The sequence below is a fragment of the Paenibacillus sp. FSL W7-1088 genome (assembly GCF_037969855.1).
GTDB lineage: Bacteria > Bacillota > Bacilli > Paenibacillales > Paenibacillaceae > Paenibacillus.
This window is the reverse complement of sequence record NZ_CP150216.1, coordinates 6225149-6251179: the sequence shown is the minus strand read 5'-3', so window position 1 is coordinate 6251179 and position 26031 is coordinate 6225149. Positions and strand designations below refer to the sequence as shown.

Below are 26031 nucleotides of genomic sequence, written 5' to 3'. Positions count from 1 at the left end.
TTATAATTGGGGAGCAAGAACGCAAACGTTTACAATATAAACTATTCAAATTTTAAATAATCCGCCGGGCATGTGCCTGACGATTGAGGATACAGCTTCAACAATCCGGCAAGAGAGAAGGTTGGAATGAGGAAAATTGCATGGGTCACGGACAGTACGAGCACACTCGATCCGCTATTTGCTGAGCAGAATCATGTGTACATTGTACCTCTGCGCATCGTTTTTGGAGAGGAATGTTATCGGGAGACAGAAGACATCTCGTCGGAATTGTTCTATGAGAAACTTGAGGGGTCTTCACGTGCAAGCAGTTCACAGCCGCCGATTGGTGAATTTATTGAACTGTATGAGTCGTTGAAAGGCCAGTACGATGAGATCATTACCATTCATTGCTCCACTGCGCTTAGCGGTACGCTGCACACATCAATGCAGGCTGCAGAGATCGCAGGGGTGACGGTTACCGCCATTGATTCCAGAGCAGGCGCGTATCCGCTGCGGGAGATGATTTTGCAAGGACTGGAATGGCAGAAGCAAGGCCATACAGCCGCCGCCGAAATCAAACTTCACATCGAACAGATAATTGATAACATGTCCTTTTACCTCATCCCGGCCAGTCTTCAGCATTTGCACCGCAGTGGGCGGGTGTCGGGGACCCAGCTTATTCTTAGCCAATTGTTGAAAATTCATCTGCTGCTTCGATTCGAAGAGGGCAAAGTGGTTGTGAATGAGAAAATTCGTACGTTTAAACGGGCCAAACAGCGCATGCTGGATGTGCTCAAGGTGGATATGGGGAAAGTGAAGCATGTATGCATCATGCATGCGAACAATCAGGAAGAAGCCGTTACGATCAAACAGCAGATTGCAGATCTGCTTCCCCGCTTGAAGACGGAAATTATGCCTTTTATCCCTGTGGTAGGCATTCATGCAGGGGCGGGAACGATTGGGCTGTGCTGGATACGAAGCGAGACGGTATAAGGTTGTACATGAGACCTGGCAGGAGGTTCACTTTGAAACATGAAGTGGCGATCCTGCCGGGTTTTTCGTATTTCATTGCCAATTGATGCAAACTGTGAGGTAATAAAGGAAACGTTCAAGTTGGAGGGAATATCGTGTCAGGTTATCGCTTGCTGCTTGTTGAAGATGATCGCTCTATTAGTGAAATGGTAGGGCCTTATTTGGAAAAAGAGGGCTATGACGTCTCTTATGCATATGACGGATTAGAGGCGGAACGTCAATTCAGCCAATCACCGTCAGGTTATGACTTGGTCATTCTCGATCTGATGCTGCCACATAAAAATGGGATGGAAGTGCTCCAGACCATCCGTGCCACCAGTCTGGTGCCAGTGCTCATCCTGTCTGCGAAGGACGGAGAGGTGGACAAAGCCCTCGGCCTTGGCTTCGGCGCGGATGATTACTTGAGCAAACCCTTCTCGTTGATCGAGCTGACCGCTCGGATCAAGGCGGCTATTCGTCGTGCCAACTATACCGCACAGCCTGCAGCTTCAACTACTCCGAAGGCACAGCGCATTCACATTGGCGGACTTGTGGTCGATATGGATACGTATGAGGTGGAGCGTGATGGCATATCTGTAAAGCTTACTTCCAAGGAATTTGGCATTCTCAAAATGTTTGTCACCCACCCTGGCAAAGTATTTACCAAGGCTCAAATCTACGCTTCTGTCTGGAATGATCACTATTACGGCGACGAAAATATCATTAATGTTCATATGCGCCGTCTGCGCGAGAAGCTGGAAGTTGACCCGTCCAATCCCCGGTATATCAAAACATTGTGGGGCATCGGTTATAAGCTGGAGGTGGACCCGGCATGACGTTGATCTTGGCCTGTTCTACCGGGATCTTGGCTCTCGTCGTCATTTTGTTGAGCGTAAGGCTGCATAAACGCAGTACCCATCTAACCTACATACATGAGAAATTGACCGCGATTATAGATAAAGGTACGTTTGAGCGGCTGCTTGTCTTCAACAGTGACCCCCAAATCAGCCAGCTCCTTAAGGACATGAATCAGTTACTGGATCATGCACATCGGGCTAAGGCGGGTTATGCCAATCAGGAGAAGGAGATGCGCAACATGCTCTCCAATATCTCACATGATCTGAAGACGCCGCTTACGGTTGTGCTTGGTTATAGTGAAACGCTGCTGCACAGCACTTCCCTAACCGATCAGGAACGCGTGATCATGACCGGCAAAATCCAGGATAAGGCGCAGGAGGTGTTGCGTCTGATTCATTCCTTCTTTGATCTGGCGAAGCTGGAGTCCGGGGATAACGAGCTTGTACTGACCAGGGTCAATGTAAGCGAATTGTGTCGCTTGAAGATGATTTCTTTTTATGACATGTTAACGAATCTGGGGCTGCAAGTGGAGCTGTCCATTCCTGAAAGTGATGTCTTCGTGAAAGGCAATGAGGAAGCGCTGGACCGTGTGCTGGATAATCTGATTACTAATGCTATGAAATATGGAGCGGATGGTAAGGTACTTGGCCTTTCACTCGACTATTCAATAGGCGAACAAGTGACTCTTAGCATCTGGGATCGGGGCAAGGGCATTCCTGAACAGGAGCACAGCCGTGTATTTGAACGTATGTATACCTTGGAGGATTCTCGTAATCGTCTCTATCAGGGCAGCGGTCTGGGTCTGACCATTACGAAGCGGCTGGTGGAGCGGATGGGCGGAAGTATTGAGCTGCATAGTGTACCTTTTGTACGAACTGTATTTTCAGTTTCTTTAAAACCTTGTTAGGCGCATTTTGCAACTTTCCCGTTAAGCTTAAGGTTTTTGTAAGATTTGATTAATAAAAAAGAAGACTTTTCTCTTTACAATACAGATATAAGAACCCGTCAGGGACGAACGTAAAGGAGAATATCAACATGACCTATATTGCGCGGACGATAGGTGTGACCAAGACGTATGCAGGGACAGAGGTTGTATCAAACGTCAATATGAGTATCAAGCAAGGAGAGATTTACGGGTTTCTTGGTCCGAATGGAGCGGGGAAAACGACCATGATGAAAATGCTGACCAACCTGGTCAAACCGACCGTAGGCGAGATTGAATTGTTCGGTGAAAAGCTCACCCCTACTTCTTATGAATTGCTGAAACGAATGGGCAGCATCATTGAATATCCTTTCTTCTACGATAAGTTGTCCGCCAGGGAAAATCTGGAGCTTCATTGTGAATACATGGGATTCTATAACAAAAAGATCATTGATAACATGATGGAGAATGTAGGTCTCAAGGACACAGGCAAGAAGCCAGTTCGCGACTTTTCGCTGGGGATGAAACAGCGTTTAGGCATTGCTCGTGCGCTTATCACAACACCGGAACTGCTTATTCTGGATGAACCGATCAACGGACTCGATCCCTTAGGCATCAAGGAGATGCGTGATTTGTTCAAACGTCTCAGTTCCGAATATCGGATTACCTTGCTAATCTCCAGCCATATCCTTGGGGAAATTGAACAGGTAGCGGACACCGTTGGGGTCATTCGAAATGGGCGTCTGGTTGAAGAAATATCCATGGAGAGCATTCGCGGGAGCCACAGCGAGTATATTGAGCTGCAAACGATGGATTCGCGTAAAGCGACCTATGTAATGGAACATCAGCTGGGGTTGAAAAATTATAAATTGATCGATGACCATACCGTACGCATCTATGATCCAGGCATTGCTCCATCGGAATTGACAGGCAAGCTGATCGGGCATGGCGTTGAGATTGAATCCATTTTCAAACGGGCACATTCATTGGAAGAACACTTCATGAACCTAATGAAAGGGGATGGGGACGTTGCTTAAACTGATCCAGCTGGAACTGCGCAAATATCGGTTTGCCCGAAATTTCAGAGCGGTAGGAATTGCCAATCTCGTCCTCATCCTGTTTCTCATCATGATTGGATTCACCGATCAGGGGGCAGAAGATTACGCTTTTGCAAATTACGATGTTTCCTTCATGTTAGTAGATACGTTTGCCAGAGCCGTATTCATTATTTTTGGTGGTGCGCTGATAGGGAAACTGATTATCAGTGAGTATCGAAATAAAACAATGAACGTCATGTTTACCTATCCGATCAAGCGCCATAAAATCATTGCAGCCAAACTGATCATCATCTTTGTTTTTACTTTCATGATGATTTTGTTTACCGATGTGCTGATGGGGGCATTGTTAGTTGTGGCAAACCACTTCTATGACTTCATTCCCGACACATTGACGATGCGTGAAGCATTGGTACTGTTGCTGAAGTACACCATTAGTTCCTTGTCCGCTGCGGGCATGGCCCTGATCCCTCTATTCTTTGGGATGCGCAAACATTCGGTCACGGCTACACTGGTATCATCCATTCTGCTTGTTTCTGTAGTATGTTCAGGATTCAACGGGCCAATGTTCTCCATCAATACACTTATTGTGCTTCCGCTGACCCTGGGGGCAATTGGACTGTGGATAGCTTCGCTGTCCATGATTCGTCTGGAGACAAAAGACGTGAACTGATTCCTTTGGAATCCATACTCCGTATGGCTTCACATGGCATTGACATCTGCTCTTACAAGGGATAGGATAATGTCAACTGAAGGACGAAGGAGAATGCAACTACCATGACGATTCCAAAAACATTAACAATCGCTGGTTCGGATACGAGCGGCGGTGCCGGGATTCAAGCAGATTTGAAAACTTTTCAGGAGCTTGGTGTGTATGGCATGACTGTGCTGACCACTGTTGTGGCTATGGAGCCTGACACGTGGGATCACCAGGTCTTTCCTGTGGAATTAAATGTAGTCGAGGCTCAACTGCGCACCGTTCTGGATGGCATCGGTTTTGATGCAATGAAGACGGGGATGCTGGGTTCTGTAGACATCATTGAATTGGTTGCGAAGCACATCCGCCGGAGCGGGCTGCCACAGATCGTTATCGATCCGGTAATGGTCTGCAAAGGTACGGACGAAGTGCTGCAACCTGAAAATACAGAAGCAATGATTGAATTCCTGTTGCCGGGTGCTGATCTGGTTACCCCGAACCTGTTTGAAGCTTCGCAGCTCGCGAAAAGCGGACTGATCCGCTCCAAGGAGCAGATGGAAGCTGCAGCAGCTGTCATTCACGATCATGGGGCGAAACATGTCCTGATCAAGGACAGAGGCGTGATTAACCCGGGCAAAGCGATGGATCTTCTCTATGACGGAACGAACTACGAATGGTTTGAAGCCGATGTTGTTGGCTCCGGATATACACACGGTGCAGGCTGCACCACATCTGCGGCAATTACCGCAGGTTTGGCGCGCGGTCTTACCGTGAAAGAGGCTGTTCGTGAAGGTAAAGCCTTCGTGACCAAAGCGATTGCTGGCGGATTCCCGCTCAACCGCTTTGTTGGCCCGACGTTGCATGTAGCACACCGACTGGAGAACCAACGCTGAGCGGTGCGCACATGTAGTGTGTAATCGCGGAGATATAACGTGGTCTCAGCCGAAAGTAGCTGTCAATGAGCAGGGGATTGCTCGTTGGCGGCTTCTTTTTTGTGCGAAAATGTATGGAATTTAGTAACTTCTGGTATATATTAATCGTATATAAGATGGAGTTCATTCCAGAACATGGCTGGACACACGGACGACACACGGAATCGTTATGTTAACAACAGAAAGCTAAAAGGAGAGTCGGCCATGGTCAGAACAGTGCTTCTGGTGGAAGACGAAAGCCGCATTCGTGAGATTGTGGCCGATTATTTCATAAAAGAACAATGGAACGTCATTGAAGCAGAACATGGGGTGGAGGCACTGGAATTGCTGGAACTGCATGAAGTGGATCTGGTCATTCTGGATGTGCTGATGCCGGAAATGGACGGATGGACCCTCTGTGGGCATATTCGTTCCCAGTCGACCGTACCTATTATAATGCTGACTGCGCGATCGGAAGATGATGACAAGATCCATGGCTTTCAGCTCGGCGTGGATGATTATGTAACGAAGCCATTCAGTCCTCGTGTGCTAGTGGCACGTGCAGAGACATTAATGAAGCGGGTGGAGGGTGCCGTTAGCAAGGAGCAGACCGTGATTCGGTTTGGAGGCGCAACACTCGATCCCTGGGCGCGGCGGCTTGAGAAGGATGGAGTCGAAGTGGAGCTTGCTCCCAAAGAATACGACCTGCTGCTGTATCTAACTCGCAATCAGGGAATTGTGCTGTCCCGCGATGCCATTCTTAACCGGGTGTGGGGATACGACTTTGAGGGCGACTCGCGTGTGGTCGATACCCATATCAAAAAGCTTCGCAGCAAGCTTGGAGATGAAGCCAAGTGTATCCGAACCGTTATCGGTACGGGTTATCGATTCGAGGCCGAGACATGAGACGTAACGGTGTAACGATGAAACTGTTTCTGGTCATGGCTGGATTTCTGCTTCTTCTATATGGAACAACCGTGATTGCCCAACTGGTCTGGTTCCCTGACTTTTACCAGCATCAGAAGATCAGCAGCATTAAGAAGAAATTAACGAAGTTTGAACAACAATACTCCGCTGGACATTGGAATGATGTGCAGTTGGCCAAGGAAACCGGGAAGTTCATGCGGCAGAATCAGTCGCATCTGGTTATCCTGACGAATACAGGCAAGCTGGTTAATGATCCATTTCACATTGTTCTTCTGCAAGAGGATGGCAAGCAGGTAAATATATCGCTTTCGTTGTTTATCAACAGCGAGAACGCAGGATGGCTTGCTTCACACTTGAAGTATGGTCAGCAATTGACCGTTACAGGCTCGGCAAGTGGCATGAATGATCCTATGGTCTATCCGCTCAAGATAAAGGATCAGAGCTCTGTGGTCAGCGGAACAGAAGATTTTCAGGAGTTAACGGAGCCGGTAGAAGAATGGTCAGGTACATTGCAGGACGTTGTTCTTCCCAACCTGGGAACATGGAGCCAGAGACAGGGTTTGCTTGTGCAGGCCTTGGATAGCCGCTTCCCACTATCTACGGAAGACCAGCTCCGTCTCGCCAACGGAAAAATGATTAATGAGGAATGGACCGACAGCTGGAGTGGTGTACGAAATGTGCTTACCATTGCTCCGGTGCACAGCGCTGGCCCCCAGCAGCAGCTCATTTTTTCCCTGACGTCTCTGCAGGAGATGAGGGAGGCGAGTGAAGCTACACAGCTATTTTATGCGTATTTTGGTATTGCAGCATTTGTGCTGATTGTGTTCCTTTCACTGCTTCTGTCCCGAATCGTCACCAAGCCCTTGCTTGCCCTGAACCATGTTGCCAAAAAGATGTCCACCCTTGATTTCACAGTGAAATCGCCCATCCGCCGCAATGACGAGATTGGCAGTCTATCCAACAGTCTCAACGCACTGTCGACGACACTGGGTCAGACTTTGGAAGAACTAAGGCAGGCGAACAGTCAGATGCGTACCGATATGGAGATGAAGCAGCGGATTGAACAGCGTCAGCGGGAGTTTTTTGCCGATGCATCCCATGAACTCAAGACACCTATCAGCATCATCAAAGGGTACTCCGAAGGGTTGAAAGATGGGGTCAGTGAGAACAAACGTGAGCGTTACATTGAGATCATTGCCGATGAAGCGGTCAAAATGGAAACGATGGTCGAAGAGATGCTGGATCTGGTAAGGCTGGAATCCCAAGCGATTAAGCTGAACACCGATGCAGTGGCTCTTGGAGATATGATTGAAGATATTGCCGGACGTCTGGGACCACAACTGAAGGACAAGGAACTGGAGGTTGTACTGGTTTCCACCACCGAGCAGTCCGTTGAGGGAGACCGCAGCAAGTTAGAGCAAGTCATCTATAATATGATGATGAATGCTATACGTCATGCTGTTCCTAAGACCGATATTTTGATTGAGATCAGCAGGCCGGAAGGGCAGGTTCGAATCTCCATCGAGAATCAGGGTGAGCAGATTTCGGAAGCGGAGCGCCAGTACATCTGGGAAAGATTCTACCGTGTGGAACGCTCGCGTAATCGCAAAATGGGGGGAACCGGTCTCGGCCTGGCCATCGCGAAGCAGATTCTCGATTTGCATGGATGCAGTTATGGTGTGGAGAACACGCCGGACGGAGTCCGTTTTTATATTATTTTTCCTAATGCTTAGTACGAAGGGGAGTCAAGTTTATGAAATCTTTACCGTCCATTCTAACGTTGGGCAACTTAACTTCAGGCATGCTGGCTGTGATTATGGCTATCCATGGCGAATTTGCACTGGCCGTGACGATGATCTGGGTAGCCATGTTCTTTGATCTGTTTGACGGGTTTGCAGCCCGCAAGCTGCATTGTGAGGGTGAATTCGGGAAGGCGCTGGATTCACTGGCTGACGTTGTGTCCTTCGGGACAGCACCCGTGCTGATCCTGTATTTGAACTCCATGAACGAGGTAAATGCGCTGGGTATGGCACTGACGGCATTATTCCCGGTTTGTGGTGCATTGCGTCTTGCCCGTTACAATTGCCAGAAGACAGCAAGCCATGGCTTTGTGGGCATGCCGATTACGTTTGCAGGTGGTCTTATGTCCTTTTTCGCGCTCTGGAGTCCTTATTTTACTCATGGTGTAGCCTATCTTGTCATTATCGTATTATCCGGTCTAATGGTTAGCCAAATCCGATTCCCGTCTCTAAAACAAGTGCTAGCCCCCCATGAGAAGGATATTGTGGAACCGAAATAAGGAGCGAGTCAGTATGGAATTTGCAAGAGAATTTATTGGTCAATACGGTTATTTCGCAATTTACGGACTGCTGGCTCTTGGCGTGATTGGCATGCCCATTCCGGATGAGGTGATGATGACCTTTGTCGGTTATCTCGCCTCCATCTCGGTGCTGAATTATTCGGTGTCCATCGTTGTCAGTTTTGGTGGAGCGTTTACTGGTGGTCTTCTGAGTTACACCATTGGCAAGAAGGCCGGTCGGCCACTGGTTGAGAAGTATGGTAAATGGGTTGGGGTCAACGCCAAACGGCTGGGCAGGGTGGAGTCCTGGTTTTTGAAATACGGGTACTGGTCTATCATACTGGGCTACTTCATTCCAGGCATTCGTCATCTGATGTGCTGCTTCTCCGGCATCAGCCGCATGGCCATAGGACGATACGTGCTTGTCTCCAGCATTGGCGCGTTTATATGGTGTGTTGTCTTTATATCGATCGGCTTTTACGTAGGTGTGTTAACTTAAAATGGGACAGCCTGTTATGAACAGGCAAGGATAAAGACCTCTTGTATATGGAGCGGTCTTTTTTTGTTTATGTATTAATTGACTCCATTAAAAACGAAAAGCCCACCGCAATATGCACGGTGAGCTGATTATAAATTTTGTTTACCCGCTTAGATGGGATTCCTCAATCCCTTTTTCAACACGAGTTTCCCCTTTTTTGCGTGCAAAGGTGATTTTGAGTAACGGTGGCGTTACCAGCGTTGTAACGATAACCATGATAACCACACTGGTGAAATACTCAGCGTCGAGTAATCCGGAAGCAAGTCCGGTGGAAGCAATAATAAGAGCAACTTCACCCCGGGAAATCATGCCTGCTCCAATGGCGAGGGAAGATGAGCGATCAAATCCGGTCAGACGCGCACCTGCTCCTCCGCCCAGAAGCTTGGTTACAATGGCAATCAGACTGATAACGATAATGAACCAGATTTGTGAACCCACGCCGTCAAAAGTTACATTCAAGCCGATGCTTACAAAGAAGACTGGGACAAAAATCCCGTACGCGATCGGCTCAAGCTTGGTTTCGACCTCATGTTTGAAGTTCGTTTGGGAGATGGCGATACCTGCCGCAAAAGCCCCGATAATGCCTGCAACCCCCATCCACTCGGCAAAGTACGAAAAGCCAAAACAAATGATTAATCCGGCCGTAATAACGGTCTCCGTGACCTTCAGCGGTGCCATCCACTTCATGATGCGTGGAACAAGGAACCAGCTGGCAGCGATAATCACTACAAAGAATAGCAGCTTCTTGCCAATAAGCAGCGAGATTGAAGTATCGGTTGCGCCTGTTCCGAGCAAACTCATCATGACTGCGAGGATGACCACAACGAGTACATCATCGACGACAGCTGCTCCAAGAATCGTTGTACCCTCACGAGAGCTGAGCTGATTCATGTCTTTGAGCGTTTGGACCGAGATGCTGACCGAAGTGGCACAGAACAACAGTCCAAAGAATAAAGCGTGTGTCTGCGACATGCCGAAAGCAGCGGCAGCTCCATATCCCCCGATGAATGGTAAAATGATACCACCCACGGCAACAGCAAAGGCTGCCTTCCAATTTTTCTTCAATTGTTCCAGATCCGTTTCGAGTCCGGCAATGAACATAAGCAGCAGTACTCCGATTTCAGCCATGTAATGGATGAAATCACTTTGTTGTACCCAACCGAGCAGAGCGGGGCCAAGAATAACACCAACAATCAATTTGCCCAGAACCGACGGCTGACCAAGTCTTACGGACAAATCACCAGCCAGCTTGGTGAAAATCAAAATAAGTGCAAGAACCAAAATAAATTCCATAGGTGTACTCCTCTCCAGCAGTAGCGTTTATAGGATTACCAGTCCAAGGGCGCATCATTCCAAGCCTCAAGAACAGAAAAAAGGCATAAAACGGCGCTTGTAATAGTGCCGCTTTATGCCTTAAAAAAGACAAGGAGGGCCCTTGGTGACAGGCTCCTCCAGTTCAACGCGTATTTGATTAATTGCATTAATTATACCACAAATACAGGATGGGGTAAACCAGTGAAGGTGTGCTTTTAATGAAATTGGCCTTATGTGGGCATTTTAAGGGTACCTGACGAGGCTTTTTGTTCAGAGTGTTGTCACTTAACAGTCGAGAAATGGCAAGATATAATGAGATAGAACATAGAAGTTAGGATATGAGGAGGATTTTTCATTGGGCAAACAGGACAAAGGGGAACGAAACATTCAATCCAATCAGATTGCCCCGACCAGTAATAAAAATTTTGCAGGTCTTATTATTACCATTTCCATTATCGCCAATGTCATTATTTTATTGTTGTTCTTTGCACCGTCGATCGGATACAAAGGCGATGTGGCCTTTGACATTACCGTGCTGCCGCGGTTTAACGCCGTGTTCAACAGCTTCACCTTCATCTTCCTGCTTGCGGCCTTGATTGCCATTATCAAGCGGAATGTAAAATTGCACAAACGTTTCATTCTTGCTGCATTTTCAACGACCCTGTTATTTCTCGTTACGTATCTGTCGTTCCACTATTTGTCTCCGGAAACGTCCAAATACGGCGGAGAAGGCATCATTCGTTCCATCTATTTCTTCATTCTGATTACACACAGCATACTGGCAGCCATTATTGTTCCGCTTGCTTTGTTCACTCTGGTATGGGGCTGGACGAATCAATTGAAGAAACACCGTAAAATTGCTCGTTGGACGATGCCAATCTGGCTCTACGTGAGTTCAACGGGTGTAGTTGTATATCTGATGATGGCACCTTACTATTGATAATTTCAAAAATCATGGGCATATCCGGCTCGCCTTGCGGGTAATGGTTTCATGGAAGGAGGATTCACGCTTATGTACAGAGTCGTATTGATTCGCCATGGACAGAGTATGTGGAACGTGGAGAACCGTTTTACCGGTTGGACGGATGTGGATCTGACGACCGATGGATACGGAGAAGCGCGTAAAGCGGGAAAAATCCTGAAGGAACAGGGTTTTGATTTTGACTACGCTTATGCTTCGGTACTTAAACGCTCCATTCGAACACTGGATATTGCACTTGATGAGATGGACCGGATGTGGATTCCGATCACGAAGACGTGGAAGCTGAACGAACGTCATTATGGTGCACTGCAAGGACTGAACAAACAGCAGACTGCGCTGAAGTACGGTGAGGAGCAGGTGAAGGAGTGGAGACGCTCCGTTAGCGTATCTCCCCCGGCCCTGGACGAAACAGATGAGCGTTATGTTCAGGATCAAGACAAGTATGAGCGGCTGGGCTGCACCATCCCGCGTACCGAGAATTTGATGGATACATCGAAGCGGGTCCTGGAGTATTGGAATGCAGAGATCAAACCGGTTGTGTCAGCAGGCAAAAGGGTACTGATCTCCGCGCACGGCAATACGCTCCGTTCACTTGTCATGCATCTGGACCAAATGTCAGAAGCAGACGTAATGGCGCTTAATATCCCGACAGGCATTCCGTTGGTCTATGAACTGGATGAAGATCTGCATCCGATCGGGCATTTCTACTTGACTGCCGATGGCTCCACATACAAACATGAGGAAATGACTCACGTCGCACCACCGTCCGATTGATCGGATAATAGTGATCGGAAGATCGTTCTGACCGCGAAGGTTTATACTCGTAACGATTAGTTCAACGTACACAGTATGTTAAGAGATGGCTCCTGAATTCTCATTCTCAGGGGCCATCTTTTTACGCTTTAATAGGCCGTTTTCTAATTTTAGCGTTTAGCGTTCCATCTGACGTTTCGTTTTTCTCCTACAGGGTAATCTCAAGCAAGACACGATGTACATTAATCCTGAAGGAGGAACAACATATGTCTAAAAAAAGTGGAATTATTGTAACAGCTATTGGAGCAGGCGTGACTTACTTGATGAGGAACAAACAAGCAAGGGATAAGCTGTTCAGTACGGTATCAGGACTGATGAAAAATTCAAGTTCATCTTCAAAACCGTCTTATGGAAGCAAAAAAGGTTCACGAGTGATTTAAAATAGATGTTGATATAGGAGTCAATTAGCATGAGAAGCCCGGAGCTGGTATAGTCCCGGGTTTTTGTGTGCGCGCATATGTCATATGCGATTTTTGCCAGCAAGAATGATACAATGGAAACTTGCAGAACGTATGGAAGGGGATGTACAACATATGAAGAAAAATCGTCTGGGTTCATCCGAACTCATGGTTGGTGAAATTGGGTTAGGCTGCATGTCACTTGGAACTGAAGTGAAATCTGCTGTAGCCTTGATTCATGAAGCATTGGATCGTGGCGTTAATCTTCTGGATACCGCTGACCTGTATGATGCAGGATTAAACGAAGAAATCGTGGGCCAGGCCATCCAGGGACGCCGGGATCAGGTCATTGTGGCAACCAAGGTTGGTAATCGTCGCATACCGGGAAAAGAAGGCTGGTCATGGGACCCGTCCAAAGTCTATATCAAACAAGCTGTACGAGACAGCCTGAAACGGCTGCAGACGGATTATATTGATCTATATCAGCTGCATGGCGGCACTCTGGATGATCCAATCGAAGAGACAATTGAAGCTTTTGAGGAACTGAAGCAGGAAGGTCTTATCCGGTATTACGGTATATCCTCCATCCGGCCGAATGTGATTCGTGAATATGTACAAAGGGCTTCCATTGTCAGTGTAATGAATCAATACAGTGTTGCAGATCGCAGGGCCGAAGAGGAAGTATTGCCTTTATTGGAGCAAAAGGGTATTAGTGTTATTGCTCGTGGACCTGTGGCAAGTGGAGTTCTCGCTGATTCTGGTGCTGCCAAGGCAGATAAGGGTTATCTGGATTATTCACCTGAGGAGTTGCACATCATACGCGAAGGCTTGAGCCGTTTGGTTACGAACAATCGCAGCATGGCTCAAACGGCCATTCGTTATGCTTTGGCGCATCCGGCTGTTGCCGCTGTTGTGCCAGGTGCAAGTTCGAGAGAGCAGTTGTTGCATAATATTGCTGCTTCGGAATCCGCATCCCTTACGGCTGCGGAGATTAACGAAATACGGGATCTCAGCCCGGCCAATCTGTACAAGCAGCACCGTTAAACGTTAGCAGCCTATTTTCAATTGTAACTATACGAGGTACAATGAAGGTCAACCATAAAGAAGTGAATAAGGGAGAGAAGAACATATGGAAAGAATTCAAAGTGAACAACAATATCGCGATACAATCAATTCTGACGGCCTGACCGTCATTAAATTTGATACAACCTGGTGTCCGGATTGCAAAAACCTGGATCGCTTTATCGGGGACGTTATCGACCAGCATGCGGATAAAACCTTCTATGCCCTGGATGCAGAAGAGTTCCTGCCGTTTGCTGAAGAGAACGGTGTACGCGGCATTCCAAGCCTGCTCGTATTCCAGAACGGTAAGAAAATTGCACATCTGCACAGCAAATGGGCAAAAACGCCTGCACAAATCTCGGAGTACCTGCAAACTTTGGAGTCCAAGGTATAACCGGAATCAGTTTGTATGAATCGCATTCGTTATACGAAACAAACGCCTCCTATCGGTGATAGGTGGCGTTTTTGCTATTGGGGCAAGGAGAATGCGCTGTTCACAAATGAAATCGAATTGTTGAGAGTTTGTTAAGTACGCCCTCGTATAATGTTCAGGATAAACTAAATATTGGGGTGACAGAGACGGATATGAGCAATACGATTCTTAAAGAAATGCACCAATTAAGCCATGAGGATGAACTGAGATACCTTTTATTGATGAGAGGTGTGAAGCAACTGTTGGTAGAAAGAAAGCGTAATAGAAATCATCTTATCAAAAGAATTGGGCATTTAAAGAAATTAAACAAAATTCAGGCAAGAAAGTGGTCCTGATTTAGTCTAGTACATAAAAATGGCGACCCGTTTCCGAAAGGAACAGGTCGCCATTGGTTTTTTGGTTACATGACTTGAAGATAGGGTTACATCATTAAAATGATAAAGAATACGGCTGCCAGCACGAAGCGATACACTGCAAAGACGGTCAGACTCAGTTTTTTCAAAATGGACAAGAACGTCTTAATTGCAAGCATGGCTACGATAAATGCGGCAATGAATCCAATCGCGAAAATGGGGAAATCGCTGGTATTCAGATGATCGATACTTTTGTATAGATCATATCCAGTGGCTCCAATCATAATCGGCACAGATACCAGGAATGTAAATTCCGCTGCTGCAACCCGGCTTACCCCTGCGAACAGTCCACCGGAGATCGTCGAACCGGAACGGGAGAAGCCTGGCCATAATGCGAGAATCTGAAAAAGACCCACTACAAATGCCTGTTTATACGTAATATCGTCTACATCATGGGTTGTAATGCGCTCGCTGCGGTGGCTCCAACGTTCAGCGACAATCATCAGAATACCACCAATGACAAGACTGTACAGCACCGTTTGTGCTCCAAACAGATGCGCCTTAATCCAGTCCCGGAATACAAGTCCAATGACCACGGCTGGAACCATCGCCAAAAAGATATGTATGAGGTTCAGACGGGAGGTGTAGCTCCTTTTGCCTCCGGTGAAGCGGAACATATCAATGAATTTGTTCCAGTACAGCACAACGACAGCAAGTACAGCTCCGAGTTGCACAACCACCTCAAACGTTTTGACTGACTCGTTGTCCTCCGATAATCCCAGCAAGTGGGCAGTCAGAATCATGTGTCCGGTCGAGGACACGGGCAAAAACTCAGTCAAACCTTCGATGATGCCCATAATAATCGATGATATAAAGTCCAATTCTCTTCCTCCTTGAAATGCAGATGACAGCATACAGGCTGTCCTGCGTGACAATGCCCGCTCATTAGAACAAGGCTATCATCTATTATGATCACAAATGCGCTCAACTTCAACTTATGCTGTAATGAATTGTTTAAAACTATATTGACAAAAACCTAGTTATCCAATAGGATATACATTAACTGACTGACTGATCAATCGGGAGGATGGGCAAATGTCTAAAAACAATCATTTGGAACCCGGAGAAGAACGCCGGGACCAAATTATACGCATAGCGATGGAGCGTTTTGCCACTCAGGGCTACCATCAGACGAAAATTTCCGATATCGTCCGGGAAGCCGGCGTCGCGCAAGGCACTTTTTACTGGCACTTCAAAAGTAAGGAAGCCATTGCCTCGGAGATTGTGGTAACCGGCAGAGAGGAGCTGCTTGAAGCTATCGGGCAAGGCTACCGCAAGGATGCCGGATCGGTTGAGGATATGGTGAGAGCTTCGGAACGGCTGTTTACCGATTTATTCTCCTTTGCAGCGGACAATCGTTATTTTATGGAGTTGCTGCTTAAAGGCATCGTGTCAGAGGATTCGGTACGCCGTCTGGTCGAAGAGACACGGGGTGCGGTTGAGCAGGCGTTTCGCCACAACATGCAACGGGCTATTGAACTGGGAATGCTTCCGGATTCCATGAATGTACCGCTCCGTGCTGCGCTGCTGGTTAGCATGATTGAAGGCATGATTACGCGCTGGCTGTTTGGCTCGGAGGAGCTGCACAGCGAGTTCTCGTCAATGACAGCAACAACGCTGGCTGCGGAGGCGGCAAGCTTTGAGTTTTACGGACTGCTCGGCACATAAAGATGTGCTGGCCCCACAGTTCTATTTTTCAACAACTGGATTAAATATTCACATGATTAAGCCAGCAGCAGGGAATAATGGGTACAACTGCGGTAGAGGAAGACAGGAAACAGAAGTTTCAACAAGACATGACTACATGGATGAGAGGAAGTTAATGACATGAACAAAACATATGGAATGAAATCTCGCAAAGGCTGGACTTTAACGGCTCTGCTGCTAATGACCGTGCTGGTACTCAGCGCTTGTGGCAGTAAAGCTACGGACAATGGAAGCAGCAATGGAGCACAGGCGAACAATGAACTGGAACAGATCAAGTCTGCTGGTACTATGAAAGTCGGAATGATGGGGACCTATCCTCCATACAACTTCCTGAATGACAAGAAAGAAATGGATGGCTTCGATGCCGATATCGCTCGTGAGGTTGCCAAACGCCTTGGGGTTAAGGTTGAATTTGTATCCCAGGAGTTCTCCGGCCTGACACCAAGTCTGCAATCCAAAAAGCTGGATGCCATCGTCAGCCAGATGACGATTACCGATGATCGCAAAAAAGTATTGGATTTCAGTGATCCCTATATTACGAACGACGTGAAAATCATTGTGAAAAAAGATAACAATGACATTACCAAGCTGGAAGATTTCAAAGGAAAAACGATCGGTGTAGGTCTGGGTACGAATGATGAAACGTACTTGCGTAACGAAGTACTGCCTAAAGTCGGCGATTTCACCATCAAGACCTATGACGATGTCATCACATCATTGAAAGATCTGGACGCTGGACGGATCGATGCAACGATCAACAACCTATACGCGCTGAAACCGATTGTAGATGCCAACGGCTTCAACATCAAAGCCGTAGGTGAACCGATTAAGAGTGACCAGGCAGGTATTGCTGTGCGCAAAGACAACCCGGAACTTGTAGCAGCACTGAATGAGGCATTGAAAGGCATGAAGGATGACGGTACGTACAATACCATCTTCAAAAAATGGTTCGGTGAAGAGCCTGCGCAATAATGAACCGGCAGGGCGAAGGGAAGTTTGATCCATGGAACTGGTATTTGAAAATATCCCCTTCTTTCTGAAGGGGGCTTACTATACGCTGTATGTAACTGTGATCTCCATGTTTTTTGCCTTTATCATCGGAGTGCTCGTCGCGATCGCGCGTCTGAAAGGACCGATGTGGCTTAGAATGATCGCAAGGTTTTATGTATCCATCATGCGGGGGACCCCGCTGCTGGTGCAATTATTCGTTATTTATTATGGGCTGGTCGATTATGGCGTAACCTTGGGCTCGCTCACCGCAGCCTGTCTCGGGCTTAGTCTGAATGCTGGTGCATTTCTGTCCGAAACGTTCCGTGGAGCGATCCAGGCAGTACCAAAAGGGCAGACGGAAGCTGCATACGCAACGGGAATGACACCCGCTCAAGCGATGAGACGGATTATCTTCCCCCAAGCGGTGCGAATTGCGATTCCTCCGATGGGCAACACGTTTATCGGGATGCTGAAAGAAACATCACTTGTGGCAGCCCTCGGGGTTACGGAATTGCTTCGCTCGGCACAGCTGCTGGTCGCGCAATATTACGTTAATATGCCGTTTTATCTGGCGATTGGCGTGATCTACTGGATTATGAGTATCGGATTCTCGGCCATTCTGGAACAAGTGGAGCGCCGGCTGGCCCGGGCTTACTGATAGGAGGGGAGAACCGGTGATTACAACAACAGGACTGACGAAGCATTTTGGGAAAAATGAAGTTCTTACAAATATAGATCTGCATGTCGATGAGAAAGATATTGTTGTTCTACTGGGACCCAGTGGATCAGGCAAAAGTACGCTGCTGCGCTGTCTGAACGGTCTGGAAGAGCTCTCTGGCGGCAAGATTGAAGTGAATGGTGTTGTGGTAGACAGTGCCGACTCGCAGCGAATCCAGCGGGCACGGGTACTGGAAATTCGTCGGCAGACCGGTATGGTATTCCAGCAGTTCAATCTGTATCCGCACAAGACGGTGCTCGGCAATGTGATGGAAGGGCTCGTGACTGTGAAAAAAATCAAGCGGGATGAAGCGGCCGAACGCGGCCGGATTCTGCTGGATCGAGTCGGCCTGTCGGACAAGCAGGATGCATATCCATCTCGTTTGTCCGGTGGACAGCAGCAGCGCGTAGCGATTGCGCGCGCACTTGCGATGGAGCCTGAAGTGATGCTGTTTGACGAGCCTACCTCAGCCCTTGATCCCGAACTGGTGGGAGAGGTACTTTCTGTTATGAAGGAGCTGGCACAGGAAGGTATGACGATGCTGGTCGTTACGCATGAATTGAAGTTTGCCCGGAATGTGGCGAACAAAATTGTCTTTATGGCGGATGGATCGATTGTGGAAGAAGCAAGTCCACAGGCCTTTTTTGAACACCCGACTCAAGAGCGGACACGTCGTTTCTTGCAGCAAATTACTGAATTCTAAGAAAGAAGGATAAACATCATGAATGTAACAACGGTATGGAAAGGCAAACGCGCATTTACTTCCGAAGGACCTTCTGGCTATGCGGTTGGCATGGATGCCACAGCAGCCTATGGTGGTGACAGCAAGGGTGCTACACCCATGGAATTGTTACTGGCAGGTCTCGGAGGTTGTATGGGGATCGATATCACGATGATTCTGGACGCTTTCCTGGACAAAATTACTGGCATCGAGATTGAAGCACAAGGTACACGCAGTGAAGGTATGCCAAAAGGTTTTACTTCCATTGACCTGATCTTCAAGGTGGACGGCGATATCCCCGATTACCGGATCTGGAAAGCCATTCAAATGGCTGAAGAGAAGTACTGCGCAGTTTCCGCTTCGCTAAGCGCAGATATTCATCCCAAACTGATTCTGAACGGGGTAGACACACCACGTCCATAACGGCACATGGGTAAATGATATATTGAAGAGGCACTTCCAATTAGGGAGTGCCTTTTTTGGCTGTTCTAACATTTCAACCATTAGGAGGTAAGGTCAAGCTGGTTGTTGAGCAAGGTCCCAGATGCCCATGATTTCCGTGATAGCCTGATCAAGCGTTGCATAAGGAACGCCGTCCCGGGCTTGTGTAGAAATACCCTGCATAAAGGTATCAAATACAGTGGTCAGCATCGAGACATTCGTGGAGGCGGGCAGATGCCCGATTTCCACAGCACGCTGGATGCAAGCCTGCAGGCGGTTGCGAGTAAGCTTTCTTTTTTCGGCGGTAATGTCACGGATATGATTGTTTTTGGAAGAACATGTGCTGGCTGACAGCACAATTAAACAACCCGATGGATGCGTGCTGTCTGTTTGCATTTTGGCAGTACTTCTTAGAGTTGTTTCAATCGCTTCTCTTGGAGACAGCGTAAGATCCGAGAAGCTTTCCGTAACGCGTCCAAACGAACCCATATATCGTTCTACCGCTTCTTTATAAAGAGCTTCTTTGGATTCAAAGGCTGCATAGAAGCTGGCTGCTGAAATATCCCCCATAACCGCTCGAAGTTGAAGCAATGAGGTGGCTTCGAATCCTTGTTCCCAAAAGAGCATCATTGCCTGCAACAGGGCTTCATCCCGATCAAAAATGCGTGGACGTCCCGTTCTTGCCATAAGAGATTCCCCCTCGTTTTTCTTAATTATATACTAATCGATCCAAAAGTCGTTGACAAGGTGGGAGAGGGTGGATAATATAAGGAATGATCGATCCATAATTCGGTTATTCGTTATATATTATCTAAAAAGGAGCTGCAACGATGTCCGATAAATCTTCTCAACGTTTCCCATGGTTGGGGCTGCTGGCCTTGGCTATGGCTGGTTTTATAGCTATTATGACTGAAACTCTTCCCGCGGGGTTGCTGCCGCAAATCAAGGAAGGACTGCAGGTCTCTGAGGCAGGGGCAGGGCAGCTTGTTACATTTTATGCAGTAGGTTCTCTGATTGCTGCCATACCTGTGGCTGTGTTGACAAGGGGCTGGCGACGCCGTCCGCTTTTACTTCTGGCGATTATCGGTTTTCTGGTCTTCAACACCATTACTGCCCTCTCTTCAAACTATGTACTTACACTTGTCGCTCGGTTTTTTGCCGGTGTTGCAGCCGGTGTCTCCTGGGGCCTCATTGGTAGTTATGCACTACGGATGGTGCCTGATCATCTCAAGGGCAGGGGCATGGCTGTTGCGATGATCGGTACACCGATTGCCTTATCATTCGGTGTTCCTGCAGGTACGCTGCTGGGTTCCTTTATGGGCTGGCGTTCGGTATTCTGGCTGATGTCGCTGCTGGCGTTTGTACTGATTTTCTGGGTGCTCTGGAAAGTTTCTGATTACCCGGGGCAGTCCGCTGATCAGCGGATTTCTTCGATAAAAGTTCTGCTCACCCCTGGCGTCATTCCCATTCTGGCTGTCGTTCTGGCCTGGATGTTGGCTCATAATATTTTGTACACCTATATCGCCCCTTTCCTCGCCAATGTCGGTCTGGAATCAAAGGTTGGACTTATGTTACTCGTGTTTGGCCTGATGGCATTGGTGGGCATCTGGATTACAGGTATTTTTATTGATCGGTGGTTGCGAATGCTGGTTCTCATCAGTCTTGCGGGCTTTGCCTTGATCTCTCTGGTATTGGGTCTTTGGAGCGAGCATGTTGCCGTTGTCTTTGGTTCTGTTGCACTGTGGGGGCTGACCTTTGGTGGTGCGGCTACACTGTTGCAGACCGCCCTTGCCCAAGCTGCGGGGGGGCAGGGTGTGGATATCGTTATGCCGATTAATACGACCGTGTGGAATCTCGCTATTGCCATTGGTGGATTAGCGGGAGGTGTGCTTCTGAATCAATGGGGAGCATCGTCCTTTACCTGGGCCACCCTGCTCCTATCACTTGTAGCTCTGATTGTTGCGCTGCGTGCCAAAGGACATGGTTTCCGCTCAGCACGCAGTCGTTAAGCCATCTTTTTTTTTTTCTTGTCAGCAAGTAAAATCTATCTATTTATCTCCTCTCGTCGTTCTCAGGTTCAAGCCTCAGTGCGGCACCAAACCACTGGGATGCGATGGTGAAACAGATCCAGGCACACAGCTCGCTGAGCTGTGCATCAGAAAAATGTTCCCGTAGAACAGGGAAGACGGCAGAGTCCACATTGCCGCCCGTCTGCAAAAATAATTCCGCAAGTCCGGTCGCCATACTAATGGCGGCCTCTTCCGGTTTGGGGTCAGGCTGTCCCTTGGCCCGGCAATACATGCATCCGTTTCGCTGAGCAAGGGTGCGTCTGACTTCTTCTTTCAGCCGAGCTGATAAAAGGCTGTCACCAGCAAGCGCATCGCCTAAAGCATTCCAGTGCTGCATCAGGGAAGGCTGATGGCCGAGCAGACGTTGGAATGGGGTTTTCCCATGAGTTGAAAATGAAATGATGGGCATCGTGGTTTACTCCTTCTGAGGGATATGGAATCTGATACAACCAATTCTATCTAAATCATCCGCTTGACCTCCACTGCAAATGAATTAAATTGTATGCTAATCTAAAACATATGCGCTGAAAAAAGGAGTCTGGGAAGACAAATGAATCTGGATCGAACGGATTATCATATTTTGAGACTGTTACACGACGATGCCCGTCTGTCCATGCGTGAATTGGCCCGGCAGGTAAACCTCTCGCCGTCATCGGTCAGTGAAAGAGTACGCAAGCTGGAAGATACGGGAATAATACGTGGATACCGGGCAGACATTGCTCGCTCCAAGCTGGGCTGTGGGGTTCGATGTATGATCGAGGTGACTTTGCGAAATGGGGAGCATGAACGTTTTGCTAATTATATCCGTCAATTGCCTTGGGCGGAATTTGCTTATCGTGTAGCAGGCAAGGCCTGTTTTATGGTGATGCTGTCAGCACCGGGGATGTCTGAAATCGAATCTTGTATTACCGAGTTGACCCCGTATGCAATGACAGTAACTCATGTTGTTTTTTCACAGGTAGATCTGCCAATGCTTATTTTAGATCCCAATGATCAGCCAGAGATATAGAGCATTTCAGTCCCTTGTCCACTGTTCATATCTGCCCTCTTTTTCCGCGCCCTCTTGCAGGGCTTTTGCTGTTATGTGGTATGATGAATTGGAAGGGCAGGCGTAATATGTACTGACCTTTATATGTAAGCGCTTATAAGCGGGCGGAAGGTGCAGATATGTTTAGAAGGCTCATACGAACATCCAACAATCTTAAATTAAAGCATAAATTGCTCATATCCTATGTACTTGTCGTCATGATTCCGGTACTGATTATTGGACTTGCTGTAACCGGATACTTTCGGAAGCAGGCGCTGGACAATGCCATTGGACAGACGATCAACAACGTGGATAAAGTCAAAAGCCAGACCGCCACACTGCTGCGTGTACCCACAGATATTTCCAACATTCTGATGTTCAACAATGAACTGAAGGAAATTGTGAACAAGCGTTATCAAAGCGTTGTGGAGCTTACCTCAGCTTACCTCGCATACAAAGATTTTCAGGAATATAAGCGTCTGTATCGTGAGGTTGCGGGCATCCGGTTTTACTCGACCAATCCAACGCTGATCAACAATCTGGAGTTCATTCCGGTGGATAAGCAGACCAAGGAGAGCTACTGGTACCAGAAAGCGCTGCAAACGACGAGCATCGGTTGGTTCTACATTCCTGACAAGGGAGATAATCCGGTGCACAAGCTTAGTCTGGTTCGCAAAGTGCCTTTTGCCGAATATCGGACTGAGGGTGTACTGATGATTGAAATCAATCAGGATGAGCTGAATGGATTGTTACGTCAGGAACCGTTCGAGACGTTGATTACGGACGAACAGGGTTATGTGGTTGCTGCCAAGAATACCGAACTTGTGGGCAAGACGCTGAACGAGCTTGATTTTGGTGTAGATCTGCAAAACCAGGCCAAAGGTACACTTGAAGCTGATTTTCAGGGTGAGCCATCCAACATTATCATTGATGAGATCAGTCCTGGATCGAGCATGAATAGGCTGAAAATCATATCCGTTTTTGCCACCAAAAATATCGTCAAGGACGCCAATACCATCAGCATGATCGGTATGCTTTTTATTACGCTTGTGCTGGTCATTGCATTGTTGCTTGTATATATCATTTCATTTCTCACGTCGAACCGATTGTTACGCCTTAGCAAACACCTGAATAAGCTCGCACTGGGTGATCTGAATGTCACCTCCCGCATTGACGGGAATGATGAGATCGGGCAACTGTCGAGGCAGTTCAATTACATGGTGAAGAGCATTAATGAACTGATGACCCAGGTCGTGGAGGCAACGGAACAGAACAATCAATTGGAAATCGCGCAGAAAGAGATTAAACTGAAAATGATGGCCAGCCAGATCAATCCTCATTTTTTGTTTAATGCGCTGGAGTCGATCCGCATGAAAGCCCATATCAAAGGTGAGGCGGAGATTGCCAATATCGTCAGGCTGCTGGGCAAACTGATGCGCAAGAGCCTTGAGATTGGCAGCGGCAAAACGACGTTCAGAGCCGAACTGGAGATGGTACGTTCTTATCTGGAAATCCAGAAATTCCGTTACGGCGACCGACTTGCTTTCCAGATCCATATCGATCCGGAGGTGGAGAAGATGTACATCCCTCCTTTGATCATTCAGCCTCTGGTTGAGAATGCGATTGTGCATGGTTTGGAAAATAAAGAGGGCACAGTCCGTGTGAATATAAATATTCATTTGGTGAAGGATGTTGTCCAGGTGTGTGTGGATGACGATGGGGCAGGCATTACGCCGGAGCGTCTGGCTGATGTGATGCAGTTCATCTGTGGACCGGAAGAACAGGAGAGAAGCCGGATTGGCATGCGTAACGTACATCAACGTTTAACGTTGACTTACGGCGAGCCATACGGATTACAGATTAAGAGTGTGTATGGGGAAGGAACAGAGGTTTCTTTCACCTTGCCAGCAGGAGGAGACCAGCATGTATAAAGTGTTATTGGTAGATGATGAACCGAGCATACGTGAAGGACTGACAACAATCATTGATTGGGAAAAATACGGCTTTCAGGTGTTTGGTACAGCTGCGAGCGGGCGAGAGGCCATCACCCGCTTCGAAGAACTGGAACCGGACCTGACAATCATCGATATTCGTATGCCCGGCATGACCGGACTGGATGTCATTGAGGAAGTGCGGCAGCACCATCCGGGTTCGCACTTTCTAATTCTGAGCGGGTACGCCGATTTTGATTATGCCAAGAAAGCTATTAGCTTTGGCGTGGATGGGTATCTGCTCAAGCCGGTGGATGAAGAGGAGATTATCAGTGAGCTAGAGCGGATCTCTGTGATGCTGACACGGGAACGGGAGACACTGGCCCGTCATGCTGGTGAGGATACAGCCTACCGGGAGCACCAGATTGAAGCATTGCTTTTGGATAGCCTGGAAGGTACGGAAACAATGGAAGCAAATGCGCTAGGATTGAATTGGTCGCAGTATCAGGTTGTGCTGCTGGAGATGCATGCCGAACCTGATTTACAGCGTGGCAGTGTGGTGAAACGCAGACTGGCGGAAGCTTTTGACCAGAAAGATCGGGGCATTGTGTTTTCGTTCCATTCCGGACTGGGACTGTTATGTAAAGAGCCTATTTTGACTCTACAATCTGCGCAGCGTTTATATGATGAGTTGGAAGGGCTGCTGGGAGAATGGAATATTCATATGTACGCGGCAGCAGGTCAACCTGTAAACTCCACCGCAGACATCGCACAATCCTATAATCAGGCCAACGGTGTACTGGGCGGACGTTTCCTGTTTGTGGAACAACGTGTGATGTTATGGAACGAAGGCGAAAAGAGCAAAAGTGCTTCAGAACCTGTTATTGCGATAGGGGAAGAAAGTGGTGAACCGGATGAAGCTGAGCTGGCGGACAAGCTGTATTATGCGCTCGACATTCGGAGCAGCGAGTCCGTGATGCGTGTGTTGACCGAGATGGAGGAACGCCTGATTCTGCATCATCAGACAGAACAGGGGATTAAAACGGCGTTCTCCCAAGTGTTTTCATTGGCTATTAACAAACTTGCGGCAGCCAATCAGCATATGCAATCCATTATGCAGGAGCATTCCGTTCTCATTACTGAGGTTTACCATCAATTAACGTTGATGGATCTCAAAGTGATGGCCGCTGAACACCTGAACCGGCTTATTCAACGCATGGGTGGAGGCAGCAAAGATACGGTACTGAAACAGATGATTGAATTTATCCGTCGTAATCCGGGTGAAAATCTCAAGCTGGAGGTACTCGCTGAGGTATTTAACTACAATAGCAGTTATCTGGGCAAGCTGTTCAAAAACCATACCGGGGAATATTTCAATGCATTTCTCGATAAGGTACGAATGGAGAAGGCGAAGGAACTGCTCGATGAAGGCTTAAAGGTACATCAGGTTGCCGCAAGAGTAGGGTATGCCAACGTGGATTACTTCCACGGCAAATTCAAAAAGTATGTAGGGGAATCACCTTCCGCTTACAAACATGCGAGAGAGCTTGCCAGATCACAGTCCAAGGATTCTTCAGGAGAGCCCGAACGGGAGTAGCCCATAGTTCAGATGGGTTACTTGATCGTGTGGCATTCCTCCTGTTTTAACATTATTATAAAACGTTTTCGGACTTGTCGTTTATTTAAAGGACCCTTGAGGTCCTTTTTTTAATTTTAGATGAAGTAAACGGTTTCTATAAAACGTTTTCGAAAATTACCATTTTCAAATTAAATTCCCTTTTAATTTCATCAATTAATAATAGACAGCGTCATTAT

General features: G+C 47.6%; 28 protein-coding genes. 24 read left to right on the top strand and 4 right to left on the bottom strand.

The features are described 5' to 3' along the window. The first annotated feature begins 126 nt into the window (after positions 1-126). The 10 genes from MKY42_RS28235 (at position 127) to MKY42_RS28190 (ending at position 9158) form a co-directional block, all read left to right on the top strand. A complete protein-coding gene (locus MKY42_RS28235) occupies positions 127-972 on the top strand; it encodes a DegV family protein (RefSeq protein WP_339846405.1) in 846 nt (281 codons plus the stop codon). Between the two features lie 134 nt (positions 973-1106). Further along, positions 1107-1826 (top strand): response regulator transcription factor, encoded by a 720-nt coding sequence (locus MKY42_RS28230; protein WP_090904654.1) that lies wholly within the window; start codon positions 1107-1109, stop codon positions 1824-1826. After that, the gene (locus tag MKY42_RS28225; protein WP_339846402.1) at positions 1823-2755 is read left to right on the top strand and encodes a sensor histidine kinase; all 933 of its coding nucleotides are present in this window, start codon (positions 1823-1825) and stop codon (positions 2753-2755) included. Before MKY42_RS28230 ends, MKY42_RS28225 begins: the two co-directional genes overlap by 4 nt. Positions 2756-2883: 128 nt before the next feature. Next, a complete protein-coding gene (locus tag MKY42_RS28220) occupies positions 2884-3807 on the top strand; it encodes an ABC transporter ATP-binding protein (RefSeq protein ID WP_339846400.1) in 924 nt (307 codons plus the stop codon). Then, a complete protein-coding gene (locus MKY42_RS28215) occupies positions 3800-4498 on the top strand; it encodes an ABC transporter permease (protein WP_339846397.1) in 699 nt (232 codons plus the stop codon). The genes MKY42_RS28220 and MKY42_RS28215 overlap by 8 nt, the downstream gene beginning before the upstream one ends. Positions 4499-4602: 104 nt before the next feature. After that, positions 4603-5415, top strand: a complete 813-nt coding sequence (gene thiD / locus MKY42_RS28210; RefSeq protein ID WP_063567104.1) for a bifunctional hydroxymethylpyrimidine kinase/phosphomethylpyrimidine kinase — start codon at positions 4603-4605, stop codon at positions 5413-5415. Positions 5416-5658: 243 nt separating this feature from the next. Beyond that, positions 5659-6339, top strand: a complete 681-nt coding sequence (locus MKY42_RS28205; RefSeq protein ID WP_090904658.1) for a response regulator transcription factor — start codon at positions 5659-5661, stop codon at positions 6337-6339. Beyond that, positions 6336-8093, top strand: a complete 1758-nt coding sequence (locus tag MKY42_RS28200) for a HAMP domain-containing sensor histidine kinase (protein WP_339846392.1) — start codon at positions 6336-6338, stop codon at positions 8091-8093. Before MKY42_RS28205 ends, MKY42_RS28200 begins: the two co-directional genes overlap by 4 nt. Before the next feature lie 20 nt (positions 8094-8113). Next, positions 8114-8659 carry a CDP-diacylglycerol--serine O-phosphatidyltransferase gene (pssA, locus tag MKY42_RS28195; protein WP_090904660.1) on the top strand — a complete coding sequence of 182 codons (546 nt, stop codon included), beginning with the start codon at positions 8114-8116 and terminating at the stop codon, positions 8657-8659. A gap of 13 nt (positions 8660-8672) precedes the next feature. Next, complete coding sequence (locus tag MKY42_RS28190) at positions 8673-9158, top strand: DedA family protein (RefSeq protein ID WP_053780148.1); 486 nt, start codon at positions 8673-8675, stop codon at positions 9156-9158. A 141-nt stretch (positions 9159-9299) separates the two neighbouring features. On the opposite strand, the gene MKY42_RS28185 is transcribed toward MKY42_RS28190, so the two are convergent. Then, complete coding sequence (locus MKY42_RS28185) at positions 9300-10490, bottom strand: cation:proton antiporter (RefSeq protein ID WP_339846387.1); 1191 nt, start codon at positions 10488-10490, stop codon at positions 9300-9302. 376 nt (positions 10491-10866) lie between these two features. Here MKY42_RS28185 and MKY42_RS28180 point away from each other — a divergent pair, with 376 nt between their 5' ends. The 5 genes from MKY42_RS28180 (at position 10867) to MKY42_RS28160 (ending at position 14160) form a co-directional block, all read left to right on the top strand. Next, complete coding sequence (locus MKY42_RS28180; protein ID WP_177185907.1) at positions 10867-11451, top strand: DUF420 domain-containing protein; 585 nt, start codon at positions 10867-10869, stop codon at positions 11449-11451. A 72-nt stretch (positions 11452-11523) separates the two neighbouring features. Beyond that, the gene (gene gpmA / locus MKY42_RS28175; protein ID WP_179262951.1) at positions 11524-12267 is read left to right on the top strand and encodes a 2,3-diphosphoglycerate-dependent phosphoglycerate mutase; all 744 of its coding nucleotides are present in this window, start codon (positions 11524-11526) and stop codon (positions 12265-12267) included. A 245-nt stretch (positions 12268-12512) separates the two neighbouring features. After that, positions 12513-12686: a hypothetical protein gene (locus tag MKY42_RS28170; RefSeq protein ID WP_167434840.1), complete on the top strand. Its 174-nt coding sequence runs from the start codon at positions 12513-12515 to the stop codon at positions 12684-12686. 153 nt (positions 12687-12839) lie between these two features. Further along, a complete protein-coding gene (locus tag MKY42_RS28165) occupies positions 12840-13748 on the top strand; it encodes an aldo/keto reductase (protein ID WP_179262953.1) in 909 nt (302 codons plus the stop codon). 85 nt (positions 13749-13833) lie between these two features. Next, complete coding sequence (locus MKY42_RS28160; RefSeq protein WP_024631432.1) at positions 13834-14160, top strand: thioredoxin family protein; 327 nt, start codon at positions 13834-13836, stop codon at positions 14158-14160. A 460-nt stretch (positions 14161-14620) separates the two neighbouring features. On the opposite strand, the gene MKY42_RS28155 is transcribed toward MKY42_RS28160, so the two are convergent. Then, the gene (locus tag MKY42_RS28155; RefSeq protein WP_064641143.1) at positions 14621-15409 is read right to left on the bottom strand and encodes an undecaprenyl-diphosphate phosphatase; all 789 of its coding nucleotides are present in this window, start codon (positions 15407-15409) and stop codon (positions 14621-14623) included. Between the two features lie 238 nt (positions 15410-15647). Here MKY42_RS28155 and MKY42_RS28150 point away from each other — a divergent pair, with 238 nt between their 5' ends. From MKY42_RS28150 to MKY42_RS28130, 5 genes are all read left to right on the top strand, one after another. Next, entirely contained in the window at positions 15648-16280 is a 633-nt protein-coding gene (locus MKY42_RS28150) for a TetR/AcrR family transcriptional regulator (RefSeq protein ID WP_090904665.1), read from the top strand. A gap of 177 nt (positions 16281-16457) precedes the next feature. Then, positions 16458-17291, top strand: coding sequence for a transporter substrate-binding domain-containing protein (locus MKY42_RS28145; protein WP_090904757.1), 834 nt, complete (start codon positions 16458-16460; stop codon positions 17289-17291). Positions 17292-17322: 31 nt separating this feature from the next. Next, positions 17323-17967 carry an amino acid ABC transporter permease gene (locus MKY42_RS28140; RefSeq protein ID WP_090904666.1) on the top strand — a complete coding sequence of 215 codons (645 nt, stop codon included), beginning with the start codon at positions 17323-17325 and terminating at the stop codon, positions 17965-17967. Between the two features lie 16 nt (positions 17968-17983). Next, positions 17984-18730, top strand: a complete 747-nt coding sequence (locus tag MKY42_RS28135) for an amino acid ABC transporter ATP-binding protein (RefSeq protein WP_090904667.1) — start codon at positions 17984-17986, stop codon at positions 18728-18730. An 18-nt stretch (positions 18731-18748) separates the two neighbouring features. Further along, positions 18749-19171 (top strand): OsmC family protein, encoded by a 423-nt coding sequence (locus MKY42_RS28130; RefSeq protein ID WP_024631426.1) that lies wholly within the window; start codon positions 18749-18751, stop codon positions 19169-19171. A 93-nt stretch (positions 19172-19264) separates the two neighbouring features. Here the strand turns inward: MKY42_RS28130 and MKY42_RS28125 are convergent, their stop codons facing one another. Continuing rightward, positions 19265-19876 carry a TetR/AcrR family transcriptional regulator gene (locus tag MKY42_RS28125; protein ID WP_090904668.1) on the bottom strand — a complete coding sequence of 204 codons (612 nt, stop codon included), beginning with the start codon at positions 19874-19876 and terminating at the stop codon, positions 19265-19267. A 143-nt stretch (positions 19877-20019) separates the two neighbouring features. On the opposite strand from MKY42_RS28125, the gene MKY42_RS28120 reads away from it, so the two are divergent. Further along, on the top strand, positions 20020-21198 hold the full coding sequence (locus MKY42_RS28120) for an MFS transporter (protein ID WP_339846380.1): 1179 nt from the start codon (positions 20020-20022) through the stop codon (positions 21196-21198). A 43-nt stretch (positions 21199-21241) separates the two neighbouring features. Here the strand turns inward: MKY42_RS28120 and MKY42_RS28115 are convergent, their stop codons facing one another. Continuing rightward, on the bottom strand, positions 21242-21667 hold the full coding sequence (locus MKY42_RS28115) for a carboxymuconolactone decarboxylase family protein (RefSeq protein ID WP_090904670.1): 426 nt from the start codon (positions 21665-21667) through the stop codon (positions 21242-21244). Positions 21668-21808: 141 nt separating this feature from the next. Here MKY42_RS28115 and MKY42_RS28110 point away from each other — a divergent pair, with 141 nt between their 5' ends. From MKY42_RS28110 to MKY42_RS28100, 3 genes are all read left to right on the top strand, one after another. Continuing rightward, entirely contained in the window at positions 21809-22267 is a 459-nt protein-coding gene (locus MKY42_RS28110) for an Lrp/AsnC family transcriptional regulator (protein ID WP_090904671.1), read from the top strand. A gap of 158 nt (positions 22268-22425) precedes the next feature. After that, positions 22426-24216, top strand: coding sequence for a sensor histidine kinase (locus tag MKY42_RS28105; RefSeq protein WP_339846377.1), 1791 nt, complete (start codon positions 22426-22428; stop codon positions 24214-24216). Continuing rightward, the gene (locus MKY42_RS28100) at positions 24209-25813 is read left to right on the top strand and encodes a response regulator transcription factor (protein ID WP_339846374.1); all 1605 of its coding nucleotides are present in this window, start codon (positions 24209-24211) and stop codon (positions 25811-25813) included. The genes MKY42_RS28105 and MKY42_RS28100 overlap by 8 nt, the downstream gene beginning before the upstream one ends. The last annotated feature ends 218 nt before the right edge of the window (positions 25814-26031 follow it).

What these genes read in the sequence shown, in the direction of transcription:
- MKY42_RS28235 (WP_339846405.1), top strand. Translation starts at nt 127, where the DNA reads ATGAGGAAAATTGCATGGGTCACGGACAGTACGAGCACACTCGATCCG.
- MKY42_RS28225 (WP_339846402.1), top strand. Translation starts at nt 1,823, where the DNA reads ATGACGTTGATCTTGGCCTGTTCTACCGGGATCTTGGCTCTCGTCGTC.
- MKY42_RS28220 (WP_339846400.1), top strand. Translation starts at nt 2,884, where the DNA reads ATGACCTATATTGCGCGGACGATAGGTGTGACCAAGACGTATGCAGGG.
- thiD (WP_063567104.1), top strand. Translation starts at nt 4,603, where the DNA reads ATGACGATTCCAAAAACATTAACAATCGCTGGTTCGGATACGAGCGGC.
- MKY42_RS28205 (WP_090904658.1), top strand. Translation starts at nt 5,659, where the DNA reads ATGGTCAGAACAGTGCTTCTGGTGGAAGACGAAAGCCGCATTCGTGAG.
- MKY42_RS28200 (WP_339846392.1), top strand. Translation starts at nt 6,336, where the DNA reads ATGAGACGTAACGGTGTAACGATGAAACTGTTTCTGGTCATGGCTGGA.
- pssA (WP_090904660.1), top strand. Translation starts at nt 8,114, where the DNA reads ATGAAATCTTTACCGTCCATTCTAACGTTGGGCAACTTAACTTCAGGC.
- MKY42_RS28190 (WP_053780148.1), top strand. Translation starts at nt 8,673, where the DNA reads ATGGAATTTGCAAGAGAATTTATTGGTCAATACGGTTATTTCGCAATT.
- MKY42_RS28185 (WP_339846387.1), bottom strand. Translation starts at nt 10,490, where the DNA reads ATGGAATTTATTTTGGTTCTTGCACTTATTTTGATTTTCACCAAGCTG.
- gpmA (WP_179262951.1), top strand. Translation starts at nt 11,524, where the DNA reads ATGTACAGAGTCGTATTGATTCGCCATGGACAGAGTATGTGGAACGTG.
- MKY42_RS28170 (WP_167434840.1), top strand. Translation starts at nt 12,513, where the DNA reads ATGTCTAAAAAAAGTGGAATTATTGTAACAGCTATTGGAGCAGGCGTG.
- MKY42_RS28165 (WP_179262953.1), top strand. Translation starts at nt 12,840, where the DNA reads ATGAAGAAAAATCGTCTGGGTTCATCCGAACTCATGGTTGGTGAAATT.
- MKY42_RS28160 (WP_024631432.1), top strand. Translation starts at nt 13,834, where the DNA reads ATGGAAAGAATTCAAAGTGAACAACAATATCGCGATACAATCAATTCT.
- MKY42_RS28155 (WP_064641143.1), bottom strand. Translation starts at nt 15,409, where the DNA reads ATGGGCATCATCGAAGGTTTGACTGAGTTTTTGCCCGTGTCCTCGACC.
- MKY42_RS28150 (WP_090904665.1), top strand. Translation starts at nt 15,648, where the DNA reads ATGTCTAAAAACAATCATTTGGAACCCGGAGAAGAACGCCGGGACCAA.
- MKY42_RS28145 (WP_090904757.1), top strand. Translation starts at nt 16,458, where the DNA reads ATGAAATCTCGCAAAGGCTGGACTTTAACGGCTCTGCTGCTAATGACC.
- MKY42_RS28140 (WP_090904666.1), top strand. Translation starts at nt 17,323, where the DNA reads ATGGAACTGGTATTTGAAAATATCCCCTTCTTTCTGAAGGGGGCTTAC.
- MKY42_RS28130 (WP_024631426.1), top strand. Translation starts at nt 18,749, where the DNA reads ATGAATGTAACAACGGTATGGAAAGGCAAACGCGCATTTACTTCCGAA.
- MKY42_RS28125 (WP_090904668.1), bottom strand. Translation starts at nt 19,876, where the DNA reads ATGGCAAGAACGGGACGTCCACGCATTTTTGATCGGGATGAAGCCCTG.
- MKY42_RS28120 (WP_339846380.1), top strand. Translation starts at nt 20,020, where the DNA reads ATGTCCGATAAATCTTCTCAACGTTTCCCATGGTTGGGGCTGCTGGCC.
- MKY42_RS28115 (WP_090904670.1), bottom strand. Translation starts at nt 21,667, where the DNA reads ATGCCCATCATTTCATTTTCAACTCATGGGAAAACCCCATTCCAACGT.
- MKY42_RS28110 (WP_090904671.1), top strand. Translation starts at nt 21,809, where the DNA reads ATGAATCTGGATCGAACGGATTATCATATTTTGAGACTGTTACACGAC.
- MKY42_RS28105 (WP_339846377.1), top strand. Translation starts at nt 22,426, where the DNA reads ATGTTTAGAAGGCTCATACGAACATCCAACAATCTTAAATTAAAGCAT.
- MKY42_RS28100 (WP_339846374.1), top strand. Translation starts at nt 24,209, where the DNA reads ATGTATAAAGTGTTATTGGTAGATGATGAACCGAGCATACGTGAAGGA.